This is a genomic window from Variovorax sp. EBFNA2, from assembly GCF_033802765.1.
GTDB lineage: Bacteria > Pseudomonadota > Gammaproteobacteria > Burkholderiales > Burkholderiaceae_C > Variovorax > Variovorax paradoxus_H.
The window spans coordinates 919,774-935,537 of the sequence record NZ_CP138496.1 but is presented as its reverse complement, the minus strand read 5'-3'; the positions used below and the strand labels follow the sequence as shown (position 1 = coordinate 935,537).

Genomic DNA, 15,764 nt, shown 5'->3' with positions numbered 1-15,764 from the left:
TCGTGTGGTTACCGCAGCTTCAGCGTGGAAAGGCCGATGAGGCACAGCAGCATCGTGATGATCCAGAAGCGCACGACGACCTGCGTCTCGCGCCAGCCGCTCTTCTCGAAGTGGTGGTGCAGCGGCGCCATCTTGAGCACGCGGCGGCCTTCGCCGTAGCGCTTCTTCGTGTACTTGAAGTACATGACCTGCGCCATCACCGAGATCGCCTCGACCACGAAGATGCCGCCCATGATGAAGAACACGATCTCCTGGCGCACGATGACCGCGATGGTGCCCAGCGCGCCGCCCAGCGCCAGCGCGCCCACGTCGCCCATGAAGACCTGCGCCGGATGCGTGTTGAACCAGAGGAACGCGAGCCCCGCGCCGGCCATGGCCGAGCAGAACACCAAGAGCTCGCCCGAGCCCGGGATGTAGGGGAACAGCAGGTACCTGGAGAACACCGCGCTGCCCGTGACATAGGCGAACACGCCCAGCGCCGAACCCACCATCACGACCGGCATGATCGCCAGGCCGTCGAGGCCGTCGGTCAGGTTGACGGCGTTGCTTGCGCCCACGATCACGAGGTACGTGAGGATCACGAAGCCGATGCCGCCCAGCGGGTAGCTCACTTCCTTGAAGAACGGCACCAGCAGGTTGATCTTGGGCGGAAAGTCGAGGTCGAAGCCCGAGCGCACCCAGGCGAAGAACAGCTCGAGCACGCGCCAGTTGGAGCTCTCGGAAATGCTGAACAGCAGGTAGAAACCCGCGAGCAGGCCGACCACCGATTGCCAGAAATACTTCTCGCGCGAGCGCATGCCTTCGGGGTCCTTGCGCACCACCTTGCGCCAGTCGTCCACCCAGCCGATGGCGCCGAAGCCCATCGTGACCCACAGCACGATCCACACGAAGCGGTTCGACAGATCGAACCACAGCAAGGTGGCGAACGCGATGGCGAACAGCACGAGCACGCCGCCCATGGTGGGCGTGCCGCTCTTGGTCAGGTGCGTTTCCATGCCGTAGCCGCGGATCGGCTGGCCGATCTTGAGTGCAGCGAGGCGGCGAATGACGTACGGGCCGGCCACCAGGCCGACCACGAGCGCGGTCAGCGCGGCCATGAGCGCGCGAAACGTGAGGTACTGGAAAACGCGCAAGAACCCGAACTCGGGCGACAGCGTCTGCAGCCATTGGGCCAGGGACATCAGCATGGTGTGTTGCGCGGCTCATGCGTCATGACCGGCCTCCTTTTGTTGTTGTGCCTCGATCGCCTGCACCACGCGTTCCATCTTCATGAAGCGCGAACCCTTGACCAGCACGCTGCCCAGCTGCGGCAGGCGGGCGAGCACGGCCGCGCGGAGCGTGTCGAAATCGTCGAAATGACGGCCCCAGGCATCGCCGGCGTCGTCGTTGTTGTTGTTGAAAGCCGTCGCCGCGTGCACGGTCTCGCCGCCCAGCGTGTAGACGGCGTCGAGCCCGCGCTGCCGCGCCCAGGCGCCGACTTCGGCGTGGAACGCGGGCGCACGGTCGCCGACCTCGCCCATTTCGCCGAGCACCAGCAGGCGCGGCGCGGGCAGGCCCGTGAGCACGTCGATGGCGGCAATCACCGAATCGGGGTTGGCGTTGTAGCTGTCGTCGACCAGCGTGAGCGCGTGCCCGCCGGGCAGCACGATCTCGACCGCCCGGGAGCGGCCCTTGACCGGCTCGAAGGCCGACAGGCCCGCGGCGATGGTGTCGAGCGACACGCCGGCCGCCAGCGCGCAGGCGGTGGCGGCGAGCGCATTGCCCACGTTGTGCCGGCCCGCGATGTGCAGGCGCGCGTCGAACGCGCCCAGCGGCGTGCGCACGCGCACGGTCCAGGCGCCCTGCTGCCATTCGGCACTGTCGAGCGAGATGTCGGCGTCGGCGTGCTCGCCGAAGGTCAGGCAGCGGCGCGAGCCGCTCTGGCGCGCCATGTCGGTCCACAGCGAGGTGAAGGTGTCGCCGTATGGGAACACGGCCGTGCCGTCGTCGGGCAGCGCCGCGAACACGGCGGCGTTCTCGATGGCGACCGCCTCGACGCTGGCCATGAACTCCTGGTGCTCGCGCTGCGCGTTGTTGACCAGGGCGATGGTCGGGCGCGACATGGCGGCCAGCCGCGCGATCTCGCCCGGATGGTTCATGCCCAGCTCGAGCACCGCCAACTGGTGCTGCGCGCGCAGGCGCATCAGCGTGAGCGGCACGCCGATCTCGTTGTTGAAGTTGCCGGCCGTGGCCAGCGCGCGGTCGGCGCGGAAGGCGGCGAGCACGGCCGCGATCATCTGCGTGACCGTGGTCTTGCCGTTGCTGCCGGTGACGGCGATGAGCGGCAAGCTGAACTGCGCGCGCCAGCCGGCGCCCAGCGCGCCGAGCGCGAGGAGCGAATCGGGCACCTCGAGGCCGGCAAGGCCCGCGGCTTCGAGGCCGCCGTGCGCAATGGCGGCCACGGCGCCCTGCTTTTTCGCGTCGGCCAGGAAGTCGTTGGCGTCGAAGCGCTCGCCCTTGAGCGCAACGAACAGGTCGCCGGCGGCCAGGGTGCGGGTGTCGGTGTGGACGCGCGCGATGAGGGTAGCGGGGTCGCCCACGAGGCGCGAACCCGGCACCCATTGCTGCGCTTGCGCCAGCGTGAGGTTGAGCGGTGTCGACAGGGGCGTGGCCATGGCGGTCATGCGGCACCCCGCTTCGTGAGCGCGTTGAGCGCGTGGGTCTTGTCGGAGAACGGCAGGCGCTGGCCCGCTATCTCCTGCCACTCTTCGTGGCCCTTGCCGGCGATCAGCACCACGTCTTGCGGCGCCGCCTGCGCAATGGTTTCGGCGATGGCGCGGGCGCGGTCGACCTGCACGCGGGCCGCCTCGACGCGCGTGAAGCCGCGCAGCGCCTGGCTGATGATGGCGTCGGGGTTCTCGTTGCGCGGGTTGTCGCTGGTGAGCACGACGTGGTCGGCCTGGCGCTCGGCGACGGCGGCCATCAGCGGGCGCTTGATCGGGTCGCGGTTGCCGCCGCAGCCGAACACGCACCAGAGCGCGCCGCCGCGCTGCTTGGCGAGCGGGCGCAGGCCAGCGAGTGCCTTGTCGAGCGCGTCGGGCGTGTGGGCGTAGTCGACCACGGCCAGCGGCGCACCGTCGGCCGGCTGCACGCGGTCCATGCGGCCCGGCACGCTGCTGAGGTGGGCGCAGGCGGCCACGGCTTGTGCGAGCGTGAGGCCCAGCGCGCGCAGGGTGCCGAGCACGCCGAGCAGGTTGGCGATGTTGTACTGGCCGATGAGCCCGGTGGCGAGTCGTTCGGCCGGCGCCGTGCTGCCGTGCTCGGCCACGGTGAACTGCAGGCCCTGGGCGTCGTAGCCGATGTCGCGTGCCATGAGCCGCGCGGGCTTGCCGGCTGCCGAGACGGTCCAGACGTCGAGCGCGCCGATGCCGGCGTCGACGAGGTTGGCGCACAGGCTGGCGCCATGCATGTCGTCGATGTTGATCACGGCGGCGCGCAGGCCGGGCCAGCGGAACAGCTCGGCTTTGGCCTGCCAGTAGGCGTCCATGCTGCCGTGGTAGTCGAGGTGGTCCTGCGTGAAATTGGTGAACACGGCGACCGCGATGCGGCTGCCGTCGAGTCGGCGTTCGGCGATGCCGATCGACGAGGCCTCGATGGCGCAGGCGCCGAAGCCGTCAGTGACGAAACCGCGCAGCGCGCGCTGCAGCATCACGGGATCGGGCGTGGTCAGGCCGGTGTAGGTGAGGTCGGGCGGCACGCCGATGCCCAAGGTACCCATCACGGCGCAGGGCGACGGGGCGCCGCGCTCGGTCGTGCCGTCGGGGCGCATCGCGCGCACGCCGCCGGCCGCGCGCAGCGTGGACAGCGATTCGGCCAGCCACCACGCGGTGGAGGTCTTGCCGTTGGTGCCGGTCACGGCCAGCAGGTCGAGCTGCGCCGAGGGGTTGTCGTAGAAGGCGGCGGCAATCGGGCCGGTGGCGGCCTTGAGGCCGGGGTAGCTCACGATGCGCTCATCGCCGTCGAAGCCGAAGGCGTCCACGCCCTCGTGCTCGACGAGGCAGGCCACGGCGCCCTGCGCCAGCGCGGCCGCCACGTGCTGGCGGCCGTCGGTTGCGGCACCGGGCCAGGCGATGAAGGCGTCGCCCGGGCCGACCGCGCGGCTGTCGGCCTGCAGTGCGCCCTGCACGCGCTCTTTCAGCCAGAACGCGGCGGTGGTGGGGGAAGTGAATGTCAGCATGTCAGAAGCTCTCGGGGACGTCTTGCGTCAGCACGAGGGGTTTGACCGCCAGATCGGGCGCAACGTTCATCATGCGCAGCGTCTGCTGCACGACTTCGCTGAACACGGGCGCCGCGGCGAGGCCGCCGTAGTACTGGCCGTCGCTGGGCTCGTCGATCATCACCGCGACGATGATGCGCGGCTTCTCGATGGGCGCCATGCCGGTGAACCACGCGCGGTACTTGTTGCTGGCGTAGCCCTTGCCGACCTGCTTGTGGGCCGTGCCCGACTTGCCGCCGACCGAGTAGCCGACCGTTTGCGCGCGCGTGCCGGTGCCGCCCGGGCCGGCGGCCATCTGCAGCATCTTGCGCACCGCGAGCGCGTTGGACGGCGAGAACACCCGCACGCCGACCGGCGGCTCGGTGTTCTTCAAAATGGTGACCGGGATGATGGAGCCGTCGTGCGCGAACGAGGTGTACGAATGCGCCATCTGGAACAGCGACGCCGACAGGCCGTAACCGTAGGCCATGGTGGCCTGCTCGACCGGCTTCCAGGTCTTCCATGGACGCAGCCGGCCCGTCACGGCGCCGGGAAACTGGATCTGCGGTTTCTGGCCGTAGCCGAGCGCGGTGTAGGTGTCCCACATCTCGTGGGGCGTCATCTTCTGGGCGATCTTGAGCGCGCCCACGTTGCTCGACTTCTGGATCACGCCCTCGACCGTCAGCGCCCCGTAGTTGTGGGTGTCGCTGATGGTGAAGCCGCCCAGCTGGTAGCGCCCGGGCGCGGTGTCGATGATGGTCGACGGCTTCACGCGCCCGGCCTCCAGCGCCATCGCCACGGTGATGGGCTTCATGGTCGAGCCGGGCTCGAAGGTGTCGGTGAGCGCGCGGTTGCGCAGCTGCTCGCCCGTGAGGTTCTGGCGCTTGTCGGGCACGTAGCTCGGGTAGTTGGCCAGCGCCAGCACCTCGCCGGTGGTGCTGTCGAGCACCACCACGCTGCCGGCCTTGGCCTTGCGCGCCGTGACGGCGTCGCGCAGCTTCTGGTAGGCGAAGAACTGCACCTTGCTGTCGACGCTGAGCTGGATGTCCTGGCCCTCGACCGGCGGCACCTGCTCGCCCACGCCTTCGACGACGCGGCCCAGCCGGTCCTTGATGACGCGGCGCGAACCGGCCTTGCCGGCCAGCTCCTTGTTGAACGCCAGCTCGATGCCTTCCTGGCCGTTGTCTTCCACGTTGGTGAAACCCACCACGTGCGCCGCGGCCTCGCCCTCGGGGTATTGGCGCTTGTATTCCTTGCGCTGGTAGATGCCCTTGAGGTTGAGCGCGGCGATCTGCTTGGCGATGGGCTCGTCGACCTGGCGCTTGATCCAGACGAAGGTCTTGTCTTCGTCTTCCAGCTTCTTGTCGAACTCCTTCTGCGGCATGCCGAGCAGCCTGGCCACCTGCTTGAGCTTGGCGCGCACCTCGGGGTCGTCGCGCTCCACGTCTTCGGGAATGGCCCAGATGCTGGGCGCCACCACGCTGGACGCGAGGATGAGCCCGTTGCGGTCGAGGATGCGGCCGCGGTTGGCCGGCAGCTCCAGCGTGCGCGCAAAACGCACCTCGCCCTGGCGCTGGAAGAAGCTGTTGTTGAAGACCTGCACGTACGCGGCCCGCCCCGCCAGCATGACGAAGCCGAAGGCGATGCCGGCGACGATGAACTTGCTGCGCCACACCGGCGTCTTGCTCGCGAGCAAGGGGCTGGTGGTGTAGCGCACGCTGCGGTTGCCGCGGCTCATCGGGTGGGCCTCGCGGTGGCGGCGCCGGGCTTGGGCGGCGTGGTGGGCGGCAGCGGTGCGATGGCCGGGATCACCGAGCCGTCGGGGCGCACGTACTGGGTGATGGCCGGCGAGGCCGTGCGCATCTGCAGCTGTTCCTTGGCGAGCTTCTCCACGCGCAGCGGCGTGGCCTGGGCGCGCTTTTCCACCTGCAGGCGGTCATGCTCGGTTTCGAGCTTGCGCGTCTCCTGCTGGGCGCGGTCGAACTCCGTGTAGAGCTGGCGCGACTGGTACTGGGTGTGCACAAGGTACAAAGCCGTCGCAATGACGGCCAGCAGAAGGAGCAGGTTGATCCGCGCCATGGCTACCCGGCTTCCGTGCGTTCGGCCACCCGAAGGATGGCGCTGCGCGAGCGCGGGTTGCCGCGCACTTCTTCTTCGGACGGCTTGATGCGCTCGAGCGCGTGCAGCTTCATCACCTTGGGCGCAGCGAAGGGCGCGCGGCGGTCGTAGACCTCCTTCGAGTGCTTGGCGATGAACTGCTTGACGATGCGGTCTTCGAGCGAATGGAAGCTGATTACCGCGAGCCGGCCGCCGGGCGCGAGCACCGACAGGCTGGCTTCTAGCGCTTGTTGCAGCTCCTCAAGCTCGGCGTTGATGAAAATCCGAAAAGCCTGAAATGTGCGCGTTGCAGGGTTCTGGCCCTGCTCGCGGGTTTTGACCGTGCCAGCCACGAGCTCGGCCAGTTCGGTGGTGGTTGAAATTGCGCCCCGTTCTTGTCTGCGAGCAACAATCGCCTTTGCAATCTGAACAGCAAACCGTTCTTCGCCATAGTCACGGATCACCTCTGCAATTTGTTGAAGTTCGGCCGTTGCCAGCCACTCGGCCACGCTCTCGCCGCGCGTGGTGTCCATGCGCATATCGAGCGGACCGTCGAAACGAAAACTGAAGCCGCGCACCGGGTTGTCGATTTGCGGCGAACTCACGCCCAGATCCATCAGCAGGCCGTTGACGCTGGCGTCGGGCAATTCGCCCAGCGAGCGGAATCCCTGGTGGCGGATAGAAAAACGCGCATCCGAGATGCGCGCTGCTTCGGCCACTGCTTCTGCATCCTTGTCGAATGCGATGAGCCTGCCTTCCGGCGCCAGCCGCGCGAGGACGGCGCGCGCATGCCCTCCGCGGCCGAAGGTGGCGTCCACGTACGTGCCCGCGGCTGCCGCGCTGCCGGAAAGAAGTGCTTCCACCGCCTCGTTCAACAAGACGGTCGTGTGGGTCAGGGGGGTGTTCACAGGGCTCCTCAGAACGCGAAGTCCTGAAACACATCCGGCATCTCGCCCTGGGTGGCCTCGGCCTCCTTGGCCTCGTAGGTCGCCTTGTCCCAGAGTTCGAAGTGGTTGCCCATGCCCAGCAACAGCGTCTCGCGGTTGATGCCGGTGGCGGCGCGCAGCTCGGGCGACACCAGCACGCGGCCGGTGCCGTCCATCTCGACGTCCATCGCGTTACCGAGGAAGACGCGCTTCCACCACTGCGCCGACATCGGCAGCGCAGCAATGCGCTCGCGGAATTTTTCCCATTCGGGACGGGGGAACACCATCAGGCATCCGTGCGGATGCTTGGTGATCGTGAGCTGGCCGCCCGCCGTGGCGCTCAGGACGTCGCGATGCCGGGTCGGCACGGAGAGCCGCCCCTTGGCATCCAGACTGAGCGATGAAGCGCCTTGAAACACGACCACGAAACCCCTGTGGTGGGAGGTGCCGCGACACCCGAAAGGGGCGTTGCCCGCACTTTTTCCCACTTAACTGCACTTTTTTCCACTGTAGCAGGAAACACTTGCGACGCAACTGGGGCTCGAGGGTATTTTTTGTAATGGAATCAACGACTTAGCGCCGATTTCCAAACCTGGAAATCGGCGAATTGTGTTGAGAATGAAGTACTTAGCTCACGCAGTGAAAGTGATGCGTGAAGGACGACCCCGTTACAGGGGCCGAGGGAGGCGGCTTCAGAGGATGAAGCGCGAAAGGTCTTCGTCGTGACTTAGTGCCGCAAGGCGCTCGTCGACATAAGCGGCATCGATGCGGACCGTCTGGCCCTCGATGCGGGTGGCGTCGAAGCTTACCTCATCGAGCAGGCGCTCCATGACGGTCGACAAACGGCGTGCGCCGATGTTCTCGGTGCGCTCGTTCACCTCGAAGGCGATGGCCGCCAGCCGCGTGATGCCGTCGGGCGTGAAGTCGAGCGTCACGCCTTCGGTGGCCAGCAGCGCCTGGTACTGCTTCACGAGCGACGCACGGGTCTGCGTGAGGATGCTCTCGAAGTCCGACACCGAGAGCGATTGCAGCTCGACGCGGATCGGAAAGCGCCCCTGCAGCTCGGGAATCAGGTCGCTCGGCTTGCTCAGGTGAAAGGCGCCGCTCGCAATGAACAGCATGTGGTCGGTGCGCACCACGCCGTACTTGGTCGACACGGCCGTGCCCTCCACGAGCGGCAGCAGGTCGCGCTGCACGCCCTGGCGCGAGACGTCGGAGCCCCCTGCTTCGCTGCCTGCACCTGAGCGAGAAGCGACCTTGTCGATCTCGTCGATGAACACGATGCCGTTCTGCTCGGCGTTGGCAATCGCCTGCGTGCGGATCTCGTCTTCGTTGACCAGCTTGGCGGCCTCTTCGTCGATCAGCAGGCGCATCGCCTCGGCGATCTTGAGCTTGCGCGTCTTGCGCTTGCCGCCGCCCATCTGGCCGAACATGCCGCGCAGTTGCTCGGTCATTTCCTCCATGCCGGCGGGGCCCATGATCTCGAGCGGCGCGCGGGTTTCGGCGAGGTCGAGCTCGATCTCCTTGTCGTCGAGCTGGTGCTCGCGCAGCTTCTTGCGGAAGGCCTGGCGCGTGGGGTTGGGGCTGTCGAGTGCGGGCGCGGCGCCATCGGCACCACGTGCGGGGGGCAGCAACGCGTCGAGGATGCGCTCTTCGGCCGCATCTTCGGCGCGCGCACGCACCTTCACGCTCTCGGATTCACGCGTCTGCTTGACGGCGATTTCGGCGAGGTCGCGAATGATCGAATCGACGTCCTTGCCCACGTAGCCCACCTCGGTGAACTTGGTGGCCTCGACCTTGATGAACGGCGCGTCGGCAAGGCGGGCCAGGCGGCGGGCGATTTCGGTCTTGCCGACGCCCGTCGGGCCGATCATGAGGATGTTCTTCGGCGTGATCTCGTGGCGCAGCGTGTCGTCGACCTTCTGGCGGCGCCAGCGGTTGCGCAGCGCAATGGCCACGGCGCGCTTGGCGGCGGGCTGGCCGACGATGTGGTTGTCGAGCTCGGAGACGATTTCCTGGGGGGTCATGGACATGGTCAGAGCGCTTCCACCGTGTGGTTCATGTTCGTGTAAATGCAGATTTCTCCGGCGATCGCCAGCGATTTGCGCACGATCTGCTCGGCCGAGAGGTCGGTGTTGTCGATCAACGCCTTGGCCGCCGATTGGGCGTACGCGCCGCCCGAACCGATGGCGATCACGCCGTCTTCTGGTTCCAACACGTCGCCATTGCCGGTGATGATGAGCGAGGTCGTGGCGTCGGCCACGGCCAGCATGGCCTCGAGCTTGCGCAGCACGCGGTCGGTGCGCCAGTCCTTGGTGAGCTCGACCGCTGCACGGGTCAGGTGGCCCTGGTGCTTCTCGAGCTTGGCCTCGAAACGCTCGAAGAGCGTGAAGGCATCGGCGGTGGCGCCGGCGAATCCCGCCAGGACCTTGCCGTGATAGAGCCGCCGCACCTTGCGCGCCGTGCCCTTGATGACGATGTTGCCGAGAGTGACCTGCCCGTCCCCGCCAATGGCGACCTGATCGCCTTGGGGGGTCTTGCGGCGCACGCTCACGATGGTGGTGCCGTGAAACTGTTCCATCGCAGCCATCTGGGGATGGGCCCCGCCAATGCAACCCCTGCGGTCGGACAAGCTGCTGGCGGAAAAAACCGCGGCGCAGAGGCCGCGGACACCCCTGTTACGGGGTCAGTTCTTGCGGACAGCGACCGTGGCGTGGTCGGTGATGCCGATGAGCCCGAACAGCGCGGCAATCAGCCGGTGCGCATCGACGAACTGCACCCGTTCGCCATTCGCGTCCCGCTCGCGGACCCAGCTCAGCAGCGTGCCGGCCGCCGTCAGGTCCATGCGCAGCAGGGCCGCGCACGAGATGACCGGCGCCGTCGTGTGGCGCAGGTCATGGTCCAGGCGCTGCCAGCACGACAGCGAATCGCCGCGCAGGTCGCCCGCCAGCGCGGCAAAGCCGCTGTCGGTGGACGGGAAGCTCTCGGAATCGCCCCCGACCGACAGCAGCGACCACACCGAGCTCGGCCGGCTCGCCGGCGGCGCGGCCAGCGAGGTGCACTCGCCCTTCGGGTCCTGCCAGGAGGGCGGCGACACCTCGTAGGTGATGCAGTAGTTGAGCGCCACCAGCTCGAAGTCGTCGGGCATGTGCAGCATGCGCAGCGTCGCGAGGCGCAGCTGCCACCAGGCGTCGTCGGGATGGCGCTCGTTGTTGGGCGTGGCCGCGGCCAGCACGGCCAGGAGCTGCGAAGCGCCGAAGAAGCGCAGCTGCACCGGCGAATCGGACCAGTGCGTGAACAGGATGCGCAGCGGCGCGACGGCCGGCGGATCGATCTCGGTGAGCGCGCGCCAGTCGAGCGTCCAGACCATGCCGGCCTGAGAGAGCGCGCGCGTGAGCGCCATGAGCCCCTCGCGCGTCAGGTGTGCGGGGCTGACCCAGTCGGCGGCGCCCGTCGTATCGGAGGCCGCTTCGGCGTCTTCGCTGGCCGTGACGGCCTTCACGCTGCGTGCGAGCTCGTCGAGCGAGACCCAGTCGGGCCCCATGCGCTTCATGCGCTGCGCGTAACGCATGCGGGCGGCCGCGAACTTGGCGGCGTCACCGGTGGCACGGTACAGGTCGAACAGCGCGCGCCAGCGGGCGTCGTCGCGCTCCACCGTGGCGGCTGCGGCGCCGTCGTCGGGGGAGAGCGCGCTTTCGGCGGCCAGGGCCTGCAGCAGGATGGCTTCGGCGCCGGTGTCGTCGCCGTGCGCGAAGCGGATCACCGCTTCTTCGAGCGCGCCGTCGTGGGCGAGCCGGGACGGCTGCGGCGCGGGCACGGCTGCCGCGGCAACAACCTGCGGCGCCGCGGCTGCAGGCGCTGCAGCGGCCGGCAACGGGTCACCGCCACTGTCGACCGGCGGCAGCGTCTCAGCGCCCGCGTCGGGCGGCGGATTGACCAGCGTCTCGCCATTCGGCCCGCGGCCCTTCCACCACTGCTGCGACATCTGCTCTTCGATCTCGTCGATCTTCTTGAGCGTGAGCGCGCGGCCTTCGGGCTTTTCGGAGGTGCTGTTGAGGTTGAACGACGACGGCGTGACCGTGGCCTCGAAGGCATGGGCCGCCGCCTCGCGTTGGCGCAGCTTGCGCAGCATGTCGAACTCGCGGCGGCGCACGAAGTCGTTGCGCTGGCGCCGCTCGATCATTTCCTTCAGCATCTCGCGGCTGTAGGTCTGTTCGGGCAGCGACGAGTCGGAGGACGGGGCGTCCAGCTCCGACCAGTCTTTCAGGGGATTCCGAACGAACTTGGCCACCTTCGAAAAAAGGCGGCCTGATTCTTCCTTTGGCATTCAGAGAAGGTTATCGAAAGCGCGGATTTCGCTCTACCTTGCAGCCGTTCAATCCCCGAACATTTTCTGCTTCAGCTCGCGGCGCTGCTGCGCTTCGAGCGAGAGCGTGGCGGTCGGGCGGGCCAGCAGGCGGCCGACGCCGATGGGCTCGCCGGTCTCGTCGCAGTAGCCGTAGTCGCCGGCGTCGATGCGCTGGATCGACTGCTCGATCTTCTTGAGCAGCTTGCGTTCGCGGTCGCGCGTGCGCAGTTCGAGTGCGTGCTCTTCCTCGATGGTGGCGCGGTCGGCCGGGTCGGGCACGACCACGGTGTCTTCGCGCAGATGCTCGGTGGTTTCACCGGCGTTTTCCAGGATGCCGCGCTTCAGTTCCACCAGCTTCAGGCGGAAGAACGCCATCTGCTTTTCGTTCATGTACTCGTCGTCGGGCATGGCGATGACTTCGGCATCGCTCAGTTCGGCGGCGGTCTTGGCCTTCCAGTTGTTGACCAGCTTCGGGTCTTTCTTGACGGCCAGCGGCGGCGGCGGCACCAGCGCGGTGGAAGGCGCCTGCGAGAAGCTGGATTTGGCGGCGGTCGAGGCCACGGATTGGGGCATCGAGGGCACGGTCAGTTGCGACAGCCGGGACACGCGGCCACCACGCGCAGCGGGAGCGGGCGTAGCGGGGATCGAGGGTGTCGCCGGGGCGGAAGAAGAGGCGGCAGCCGTTTTTTTCATGGGGGTCGGGGGAGCAGAAAGGGTGGCCGCAGGACGGCCGACCGGTTGGGATGACGTAGGCGCCGCGCCCGCGGACTTGGTTGCGGGCTGGGCGGACTTCTTGGCAGCCGCGGTCCCGGTCTTGGCCGGGGTTGCCGCTGGCTTTTTGACAGCGCTTTTCTCTTTCGCGGCAGGGGCGGCAGCAGCGGTGGCAGAAACCTTCTTCGTCGCGGGTACAGCCTTCACAGCCGTCGCCTTCTTTGCGGCGGGCTTGGTGGCTGGCGTGGCCTTGGCGGCGGGTTTCTTCACGGTGACTGGCTCCTTGTACGAACTGGAACGCGCTTTCACTGGGTGTCTCCTCCCAAGGGAGCCGTCGCGGGTGTCAGGCCGCGTCGGCTCACGTTGTCGGGGGCGTCCTCAGTGGTGAACCCCGGGGTTATACCCCCGAAAGCCCGCCAAAAACCCTCGGCGCCCCGTGCCGTAAGTCATATCTCGCCCCTGTGGGCGAAGCATGGCTCCCGGAACAGGCGCGCGATTGTATAGAGAACTCGAAACGCAGCGCCATGGGGTCGCGCACTGTCCTGCTCCGGTAGCATCGCGCGGCGCCGCCGGCGGAGGCGGCGCAGGCGAGGCGTGTGCTCCGGGAGGCGCCGCGCCCGCCATTCAAATACAACCGATCGGGAAGAAATCTTGAGCAAAAAAGCAGTATTGGGAGTCCTGGCCGCGGCCATCGCCGTCGCCTATGGCGGCAGCACCTGGTGGGCCGGCACGCAAATCAAATCGAGCTACGACGTCGCCCTGGGCGAACTGCCGAAGCAGACCGCGCTGGTGCGCGTGATCGAGCGCAACTACGAGCGCAACTTCTTCGGCGCCGTGAGCACCGTGACGCTCGAGCTGGGCTGCCCGGCCGAGGCCGAAGCGGCCACCGCCCCTGCCGCATCGGCACCTGCCGCCGCGCCGGCCGCAGCCACGACCGACGTCGCCCAGGCCACCGCCGAAGGCGACGAAGAAGAACCCACCGAAGACGACAGCGACGCCGTGGCCACGCCGCCCAAGCCCGTGCGCATCACCTTCCGCGACACCATCCACCACGGCCCGTTCGCCGGCGGCACGCTGGCCGCGGCCGTCATCGACAGCGAACTCGTGCTCGACGCCAAGGCGCAGGCCGAAGCCGAAAAGCTGTTCGGCAAGGCCAAGCCGGTGACCGCGCACACCAAGGTCGGCTTCGGCGGCGGCTTCACCAGCGACCTCACGGTCGCGCCCGCCAAGCTGGCCGAAGAAGGCAAGGGCGAGTTCGCCTGGCAAGGCGCGCAGGCCCGCCTGGACATGGATGCGGCCCGCACCCGGTTGCGCTACGACATGACCATGCCGGGCATGGACATCAGCACCGCCTCCAAGGGCGTGCAGGTGAAGGTGGGCAAGTTCACCGCCAAGGCCGACATGGACGGCAGCGCCGGCTGGCTCCTGGCCACCGGCAAGTCCGAAGGCCGTCTGGACAGCTTCGAGCTGAACGCGCCCAAGGGCCTGCTCCCCGGCGGCGAGGGCGCCGCCCCCGCCAAGTCGATCAAGGTGCTGCTGCAGAACGTCGACCTGATCGCCGAAGCCACCATCAAGGACGGCCTGTACGCCTCGGAAGGCGCCTTCAAGGGCAAGGGCAAGGTCAACGAGACCGCCATCGACAAGTTCGAGATCGCCAGCAGCGCGCGCCGCATCCAGGCGGCCGGCTACAAGAAGCTGGCCGACGCCTGGCTGCAGTCGACCGACGGTGCCGGTTGCGGCCAGCGCAGCAAGGGCCAGAAGGACGCGATGCAGGCGCTGATCAAGCAGCTCGCGCCCGACCTCAAGGCCATGGCCAAGCACAGCCCCGAGGCCGGCCTGGACCGCATGCTGATCGAGATCGGCGGCCAGAGCGCCGAGATCAGCTACTCGGTGGCCCTTGTCGGCGTGACCGACGAAGACCTGAAGCTGCCCGGCAACACGCTGCTGCTCCAGCGCGGCGTGCTCAAGGCCAACGCGCGCGTGCCCGTGAAGTGGATCGAGAAGCTGGCCGAAACCGGCGCCGAGAGCGGCCAGACGCCGCCGCCTGAAATGGTCGCGGGCCTGATCGAACAGGCCGAGGAGAACGGCTACGTGAAGCGCGCGGGCGACGACGTGGTCAGCCAGGTCGAGTTCAGCGAAGGCCAGCTCAAGCTCATCGGCAAGCCGGTGGGTTCGCCGCTCGGCAAGTAATCGGAAGTCTGGGTATTTCTCCCTCCCCCGCTTGGGGGAGGGCCGGGGTGGGGGCACGACGGCCTCCGCAAAGACGCGGCGCCTCATCGAAGGCCTGCCCCCATCCCTACCTTCCCCCAGCGGGGGAAGGAGCAAGTCATTCAGGGCTTCAGACCAGGCACTGCTCCAAGCCCTGTTCCAGAATTTCGCGCGGCAGCTCGATGCCGATGAACACCATGCGGCTCTGGCGGTTCTCGTCCTTGCCCCACTCCGGGCCCAGGTCGCTGCCCATGAGCTGGTGCACGCCCTGGAAGATCACCTTGCGCTCGGTGCCCTTCATGTTCAGCACGCCCTTGTAGCGCAGCATGCGCGGGCCGTAGATGTTCACGATGGCGCCCAGAAAGTCTTCGAGCTTGGCCGGGTCGAAAGGCCGGTCGGCCTTGTAGACGAAGCTCTTCACGTCGTCGTCGGTGTGGTGATGGTGGCCGTGGCCTTCGTGCTTGTGCGAGGGGTGGTCGCACGCCTCGCCATGCGCGTGGTCATGGTCATGGTGATCGTGGTCGTCTTCCTTCAGGAAGTCCGGGTCGATGTCCAGCTTGGCGTTCAGGTTGAAGCCGCGCAGGTCGAAGATGTCCTTCAGCGGCACGTCGCCGAAGTGCGCCTTCTGCTGCGGCGCGCGCGGGTTCATGTGCTTCAGGCGGTGAATGAGCGCGTCGGTCTCTTCGGCCGACACCAGCTCGCTCTTGCTGATGAAGATCTGGTCGGCAAAGCCCACCTGGCGGCGCGCTTCCTGGCGGTCATTGAGCTGCTGCGGCGCGTGCTTGGCATCCACCAGCGTGAGGATCGAGTCGAGCAGGTAGCTCTCGGCGATCTCGTCGTCCATGAAGAAGGTTTGCGCCACAGGGCCGGGGTCGGCCAGGCCGGTGGTCTCGATCACCACGCGGTCGAAGTCGAGCAGGCCCTGGCGCTTCTTGGCGGCCAGCAGCTGCAGCGCCTCGCGCAGGTCTTCGCGGATGGTGCAGCAGACGCAGCCGTTGCTCATCTGGATGATCTGCTCCTTCGACTCGGTCACGAGGATGTCGCTGTCGATGTTCTCTTCACCGAACTCGTTCTCGATGACCGCGATCTTCTGGCCGTGGGCCTCGGTCAGGATGCGCTTGAGCAGCGTGGTTTTGCCCGAGCCGAGAAAGCCGGTCAGGATGGTCGCGGGAATGAGGGCCATGGAAAAGTGCTCCGGAAGCGGAAAACAGAAAAAGGCGGGGGATTGGCGGGCAGTTTA

Annotated in this window: 13 protein-coding genes; 1 reads left to right on the top strand and 12 read right to left on the bottom strand. The window is 67.6% G+C overall.

Translation table 11 applies throughout. The annotated features are described in order from the left end of the window. Positions 1-8: 8 nt before the first annotated feature. From mraY to dksA, 11 genes are all read right to left on the bottom strand, one after another. Positions 9-1,187: a phospho-N-acetylmuramoyl-pentapeptide-transferase gene (gene mraY / locus RZE79_RS04190; RefSeq protein WP_319359148.1), complete on the bottom strand. Its 1,179-nt coding sequence runs from the start codon at positions 1,185-1,187 to the stop codon at positions 9-11. A gap of 15 nt (positions 1,188-1,202) precedes the next feature. After that, entirely contained in the window at positions 1,203-2,654 is a 1,452-nt protein-coding gene (murF, locus tag RZE79_RS04185; protein ID WP_319361088.1) for a UDP-N-acetylmuramoyl-tripeptide--D-alanyl-D-alanine ligase, read from the bottom strand. 5 nt (positions 2,655-2,659) lie between these two features. Next, the gene (locus tag RZE79_RS04180) at positions 2,660-4,216 is read right to left on the bottom strand and encodes a UDP-N-acetylmuramoyl-L-alanyl-D-glutamate--2,6-diaminopimelate ligase (RefSeq protein ID WP_319359147.1); all 1,557 of its coding nucleotides are present in this window, start codon (positions 4,214-4,216) and stop codon (positions 2,660-2,662) included. 1 nt (position 4,217) lies between these two features. Then, on the bottom strand, positions 4,218-5,972 hold the full coding sequence (locus RZE79_RS04175) for a penicillin-binding protein 2 (protein ID WP_319359146.1): 1,755 nt from the start codon (positions 5,970-5,972) through the stop codon (positions 4,218-4,220). Continuing rightward, complete coding sequence (ftsL, locus tag RZE79_RS04170; RefSeq protein ID WP_153280654.1) at positions 5,969-6,313, bottom strand: cell division protein FtsL; 345 nt, start codon at positions 6,311-6,313, stop codon at positions 5,969-5,971. Before ftsL ends, RZE79_RS04175 begins: the two co-directional genes overlap by 4 nt. A gap of 2 nt (positions 6,314-6,315) precedes the next feature. Continuing rightward, a complete protein-coding gene (rsmH, locus tag RZE79_RS04165; RefSeq protein ID WP_319359145.1) occupies positions 6,316-7,239 on the bottom strand; it encodes a 16S rRNA (cytosine(1402)-N(4))-methyltransferase RsmH in 924 nt (307 codons plus the stop codon). Between the two features lie 8 nt (positions 7,240-7,247). Then, positions 7,248-7,676: a division/cell wall cluster transcriptional repressor MraZ gene (gene mraZ / locus RZE79_RS04160; RefSeq protein WP_056576192.1), complete on the bottom strand. Its 429-nt coding sequence runs from the start codon at positions 7,674-7,676 to the stop codon at positions 7,248-7,250. A gap of 273 nt (positions 7,677-7,949) precedes the next feature. Then, on the bottom strand, positions 7,950-9,290 hold the full coding sequence (gene hslU / locus RZE79_RS04155; protein WP_319359144.1) for an ATP-dependent protease ATPase subunit HslU: 1,341 nt from the start codon (positions 9,288-9,290) through the stop codon (positions 7,950-7,952). Positions 9,291-9,292: 2 nt separating this feature from the next. Beyond that, a complete protein-coding gene (gene hslV / locus RZE79_RS04150) occupies positions 9,293-9,838 on the bottom strand; it encodes an ATP-dependent protease subunit HslV (protein ID WP_042578379.1) in 546 nt (181 codons plus the stop codon). Positions 9,839-9,943: 105 nt separating this feature from the next. Next, on the bottom strand, positions 9,944-11,584 hold the full coding sequence (locus RZE79_RS04145) for an STAS domain-containing protein (protein WP_319359143.1): 1,641 nt from the start codon (positions 11,582-11,584) through the stop codon (positions 9,944-9,946). Positions 11,585-11,632: 48 nt separating this feature from the next. After that, positions 11,633-12,298 carry an RNA polymerase-binding protein DksA gene (gene dksA, locus RZE79_RS04140; protein ID WP_373696534.1) on the bottom strand — a complete coding sequence of 222 codons (666 nt, stop codon included), beginning with the start codon at positions 12,296-12,298 and terminating at the stop codon, positions 11,633-11,635. Between the two features lie 669 nt (positions 12,299-12,967). On the opposite strand from dksA, the gene RZE79_RS04135 reads away from it, so the two are divergent. After that, positions 12,968-14,506: a YdgA family protein gene (locus tag RZE79_RS04135; protein ID WP_319359142.1), complete on the top strand. Its 1,539-nt coding sequence runs from the start codon at positions 12,968-12,970 to the stop codon at positions 14,504-14,506. Between the two features lie 148 nt (positions 14,507-14,654). Here the strand turns inward: RZE79_RS04135 and RZE79_RS04130 are convergent, their stop codons facing one another. Beyond that, on the bottom strand, positions 14,655-15,707 hold the full coding sequence (locus tag RZE79_RS04130; protein ID WP_153280658.1) for a GTP-binding protein: 1,053 nt from the start codon (positions 15,705-15,707) through the stop codon (positions 14,655-14,657). Positions 15,708-15,764: the final 57 nt, after the last annotated feature.

Bases quoted from the DNA above. Each gene is read 5' to 3' on its own strand.
- mraY (WP_319359148.1), bottom strand. From the start codon at position 1,187: ATGCTGATGTCCCTGGCCCAATGGCTGCAGACGCTGTCGCCCGAGTTC.
- murF (WP_319361088.1), bottom strand. From the start codon at position 2,654: ATGGCCACGCCCCTGTCGACACCGCTCAACCTCACGCTGGCGCAAGCG.
- RZE79_RS04180 (WP_319359147.1), bottom strand. From the start codon at position 4,216: ATGCTGACATTCACTTCCCCCACCACCGCCGCGTTCTGGCTGAAAGAG.
- RZE79_RS04175 (WP_319359146.1), bottom strand. From the start codon at position 5,972: ATGAGCCGCGGCAACCGCAGCGTGCGCTACACCACCAGCCCCTTGCTC.
- ftsL (WP_153280654.1), bottom strand. From the start codon at position 6,313: ATGGCGCGGATCAACCTGCTCCTTCTGCTGGCCGTCATTGCGACGGCT.
- hslU (WP_319359144.1), bottom strand. From the start codon at position 9,290: ATGTCCATGACCCCCCAGGAAATCGTCTCCGAGCTCGACAACCACATC.
- hslV (WP_042578379.1), bottom strand. From the start codon at position 9,838: ATGGAACAGTTTCACGGCACCACCATCGTGAGCGTGCGCCGCAAGACC.
- RZE79_RS04145 (WP_319359143.1), bottom strand. From the start codon at position 11,584: ATGCCAAAGGAAGAATCAGGCCGCCTTTTTTCGAAGGTGGCCAAGTTC.
- dksA (WP_373696534.1), bottom strand. From the start codon at position 12,298: ATGAAAAAAACGGCTGCCGCCTCTTCTTCCGCCCCGGCGACACCCTCG.
- RZE79_RS04130 (WP_153280658.1), bottom strand. From the start codon at position 15,707: ATGGCCCTCATTCCCGCGACCATCCTGACCGGCTTTCTCGGCTCGGGC.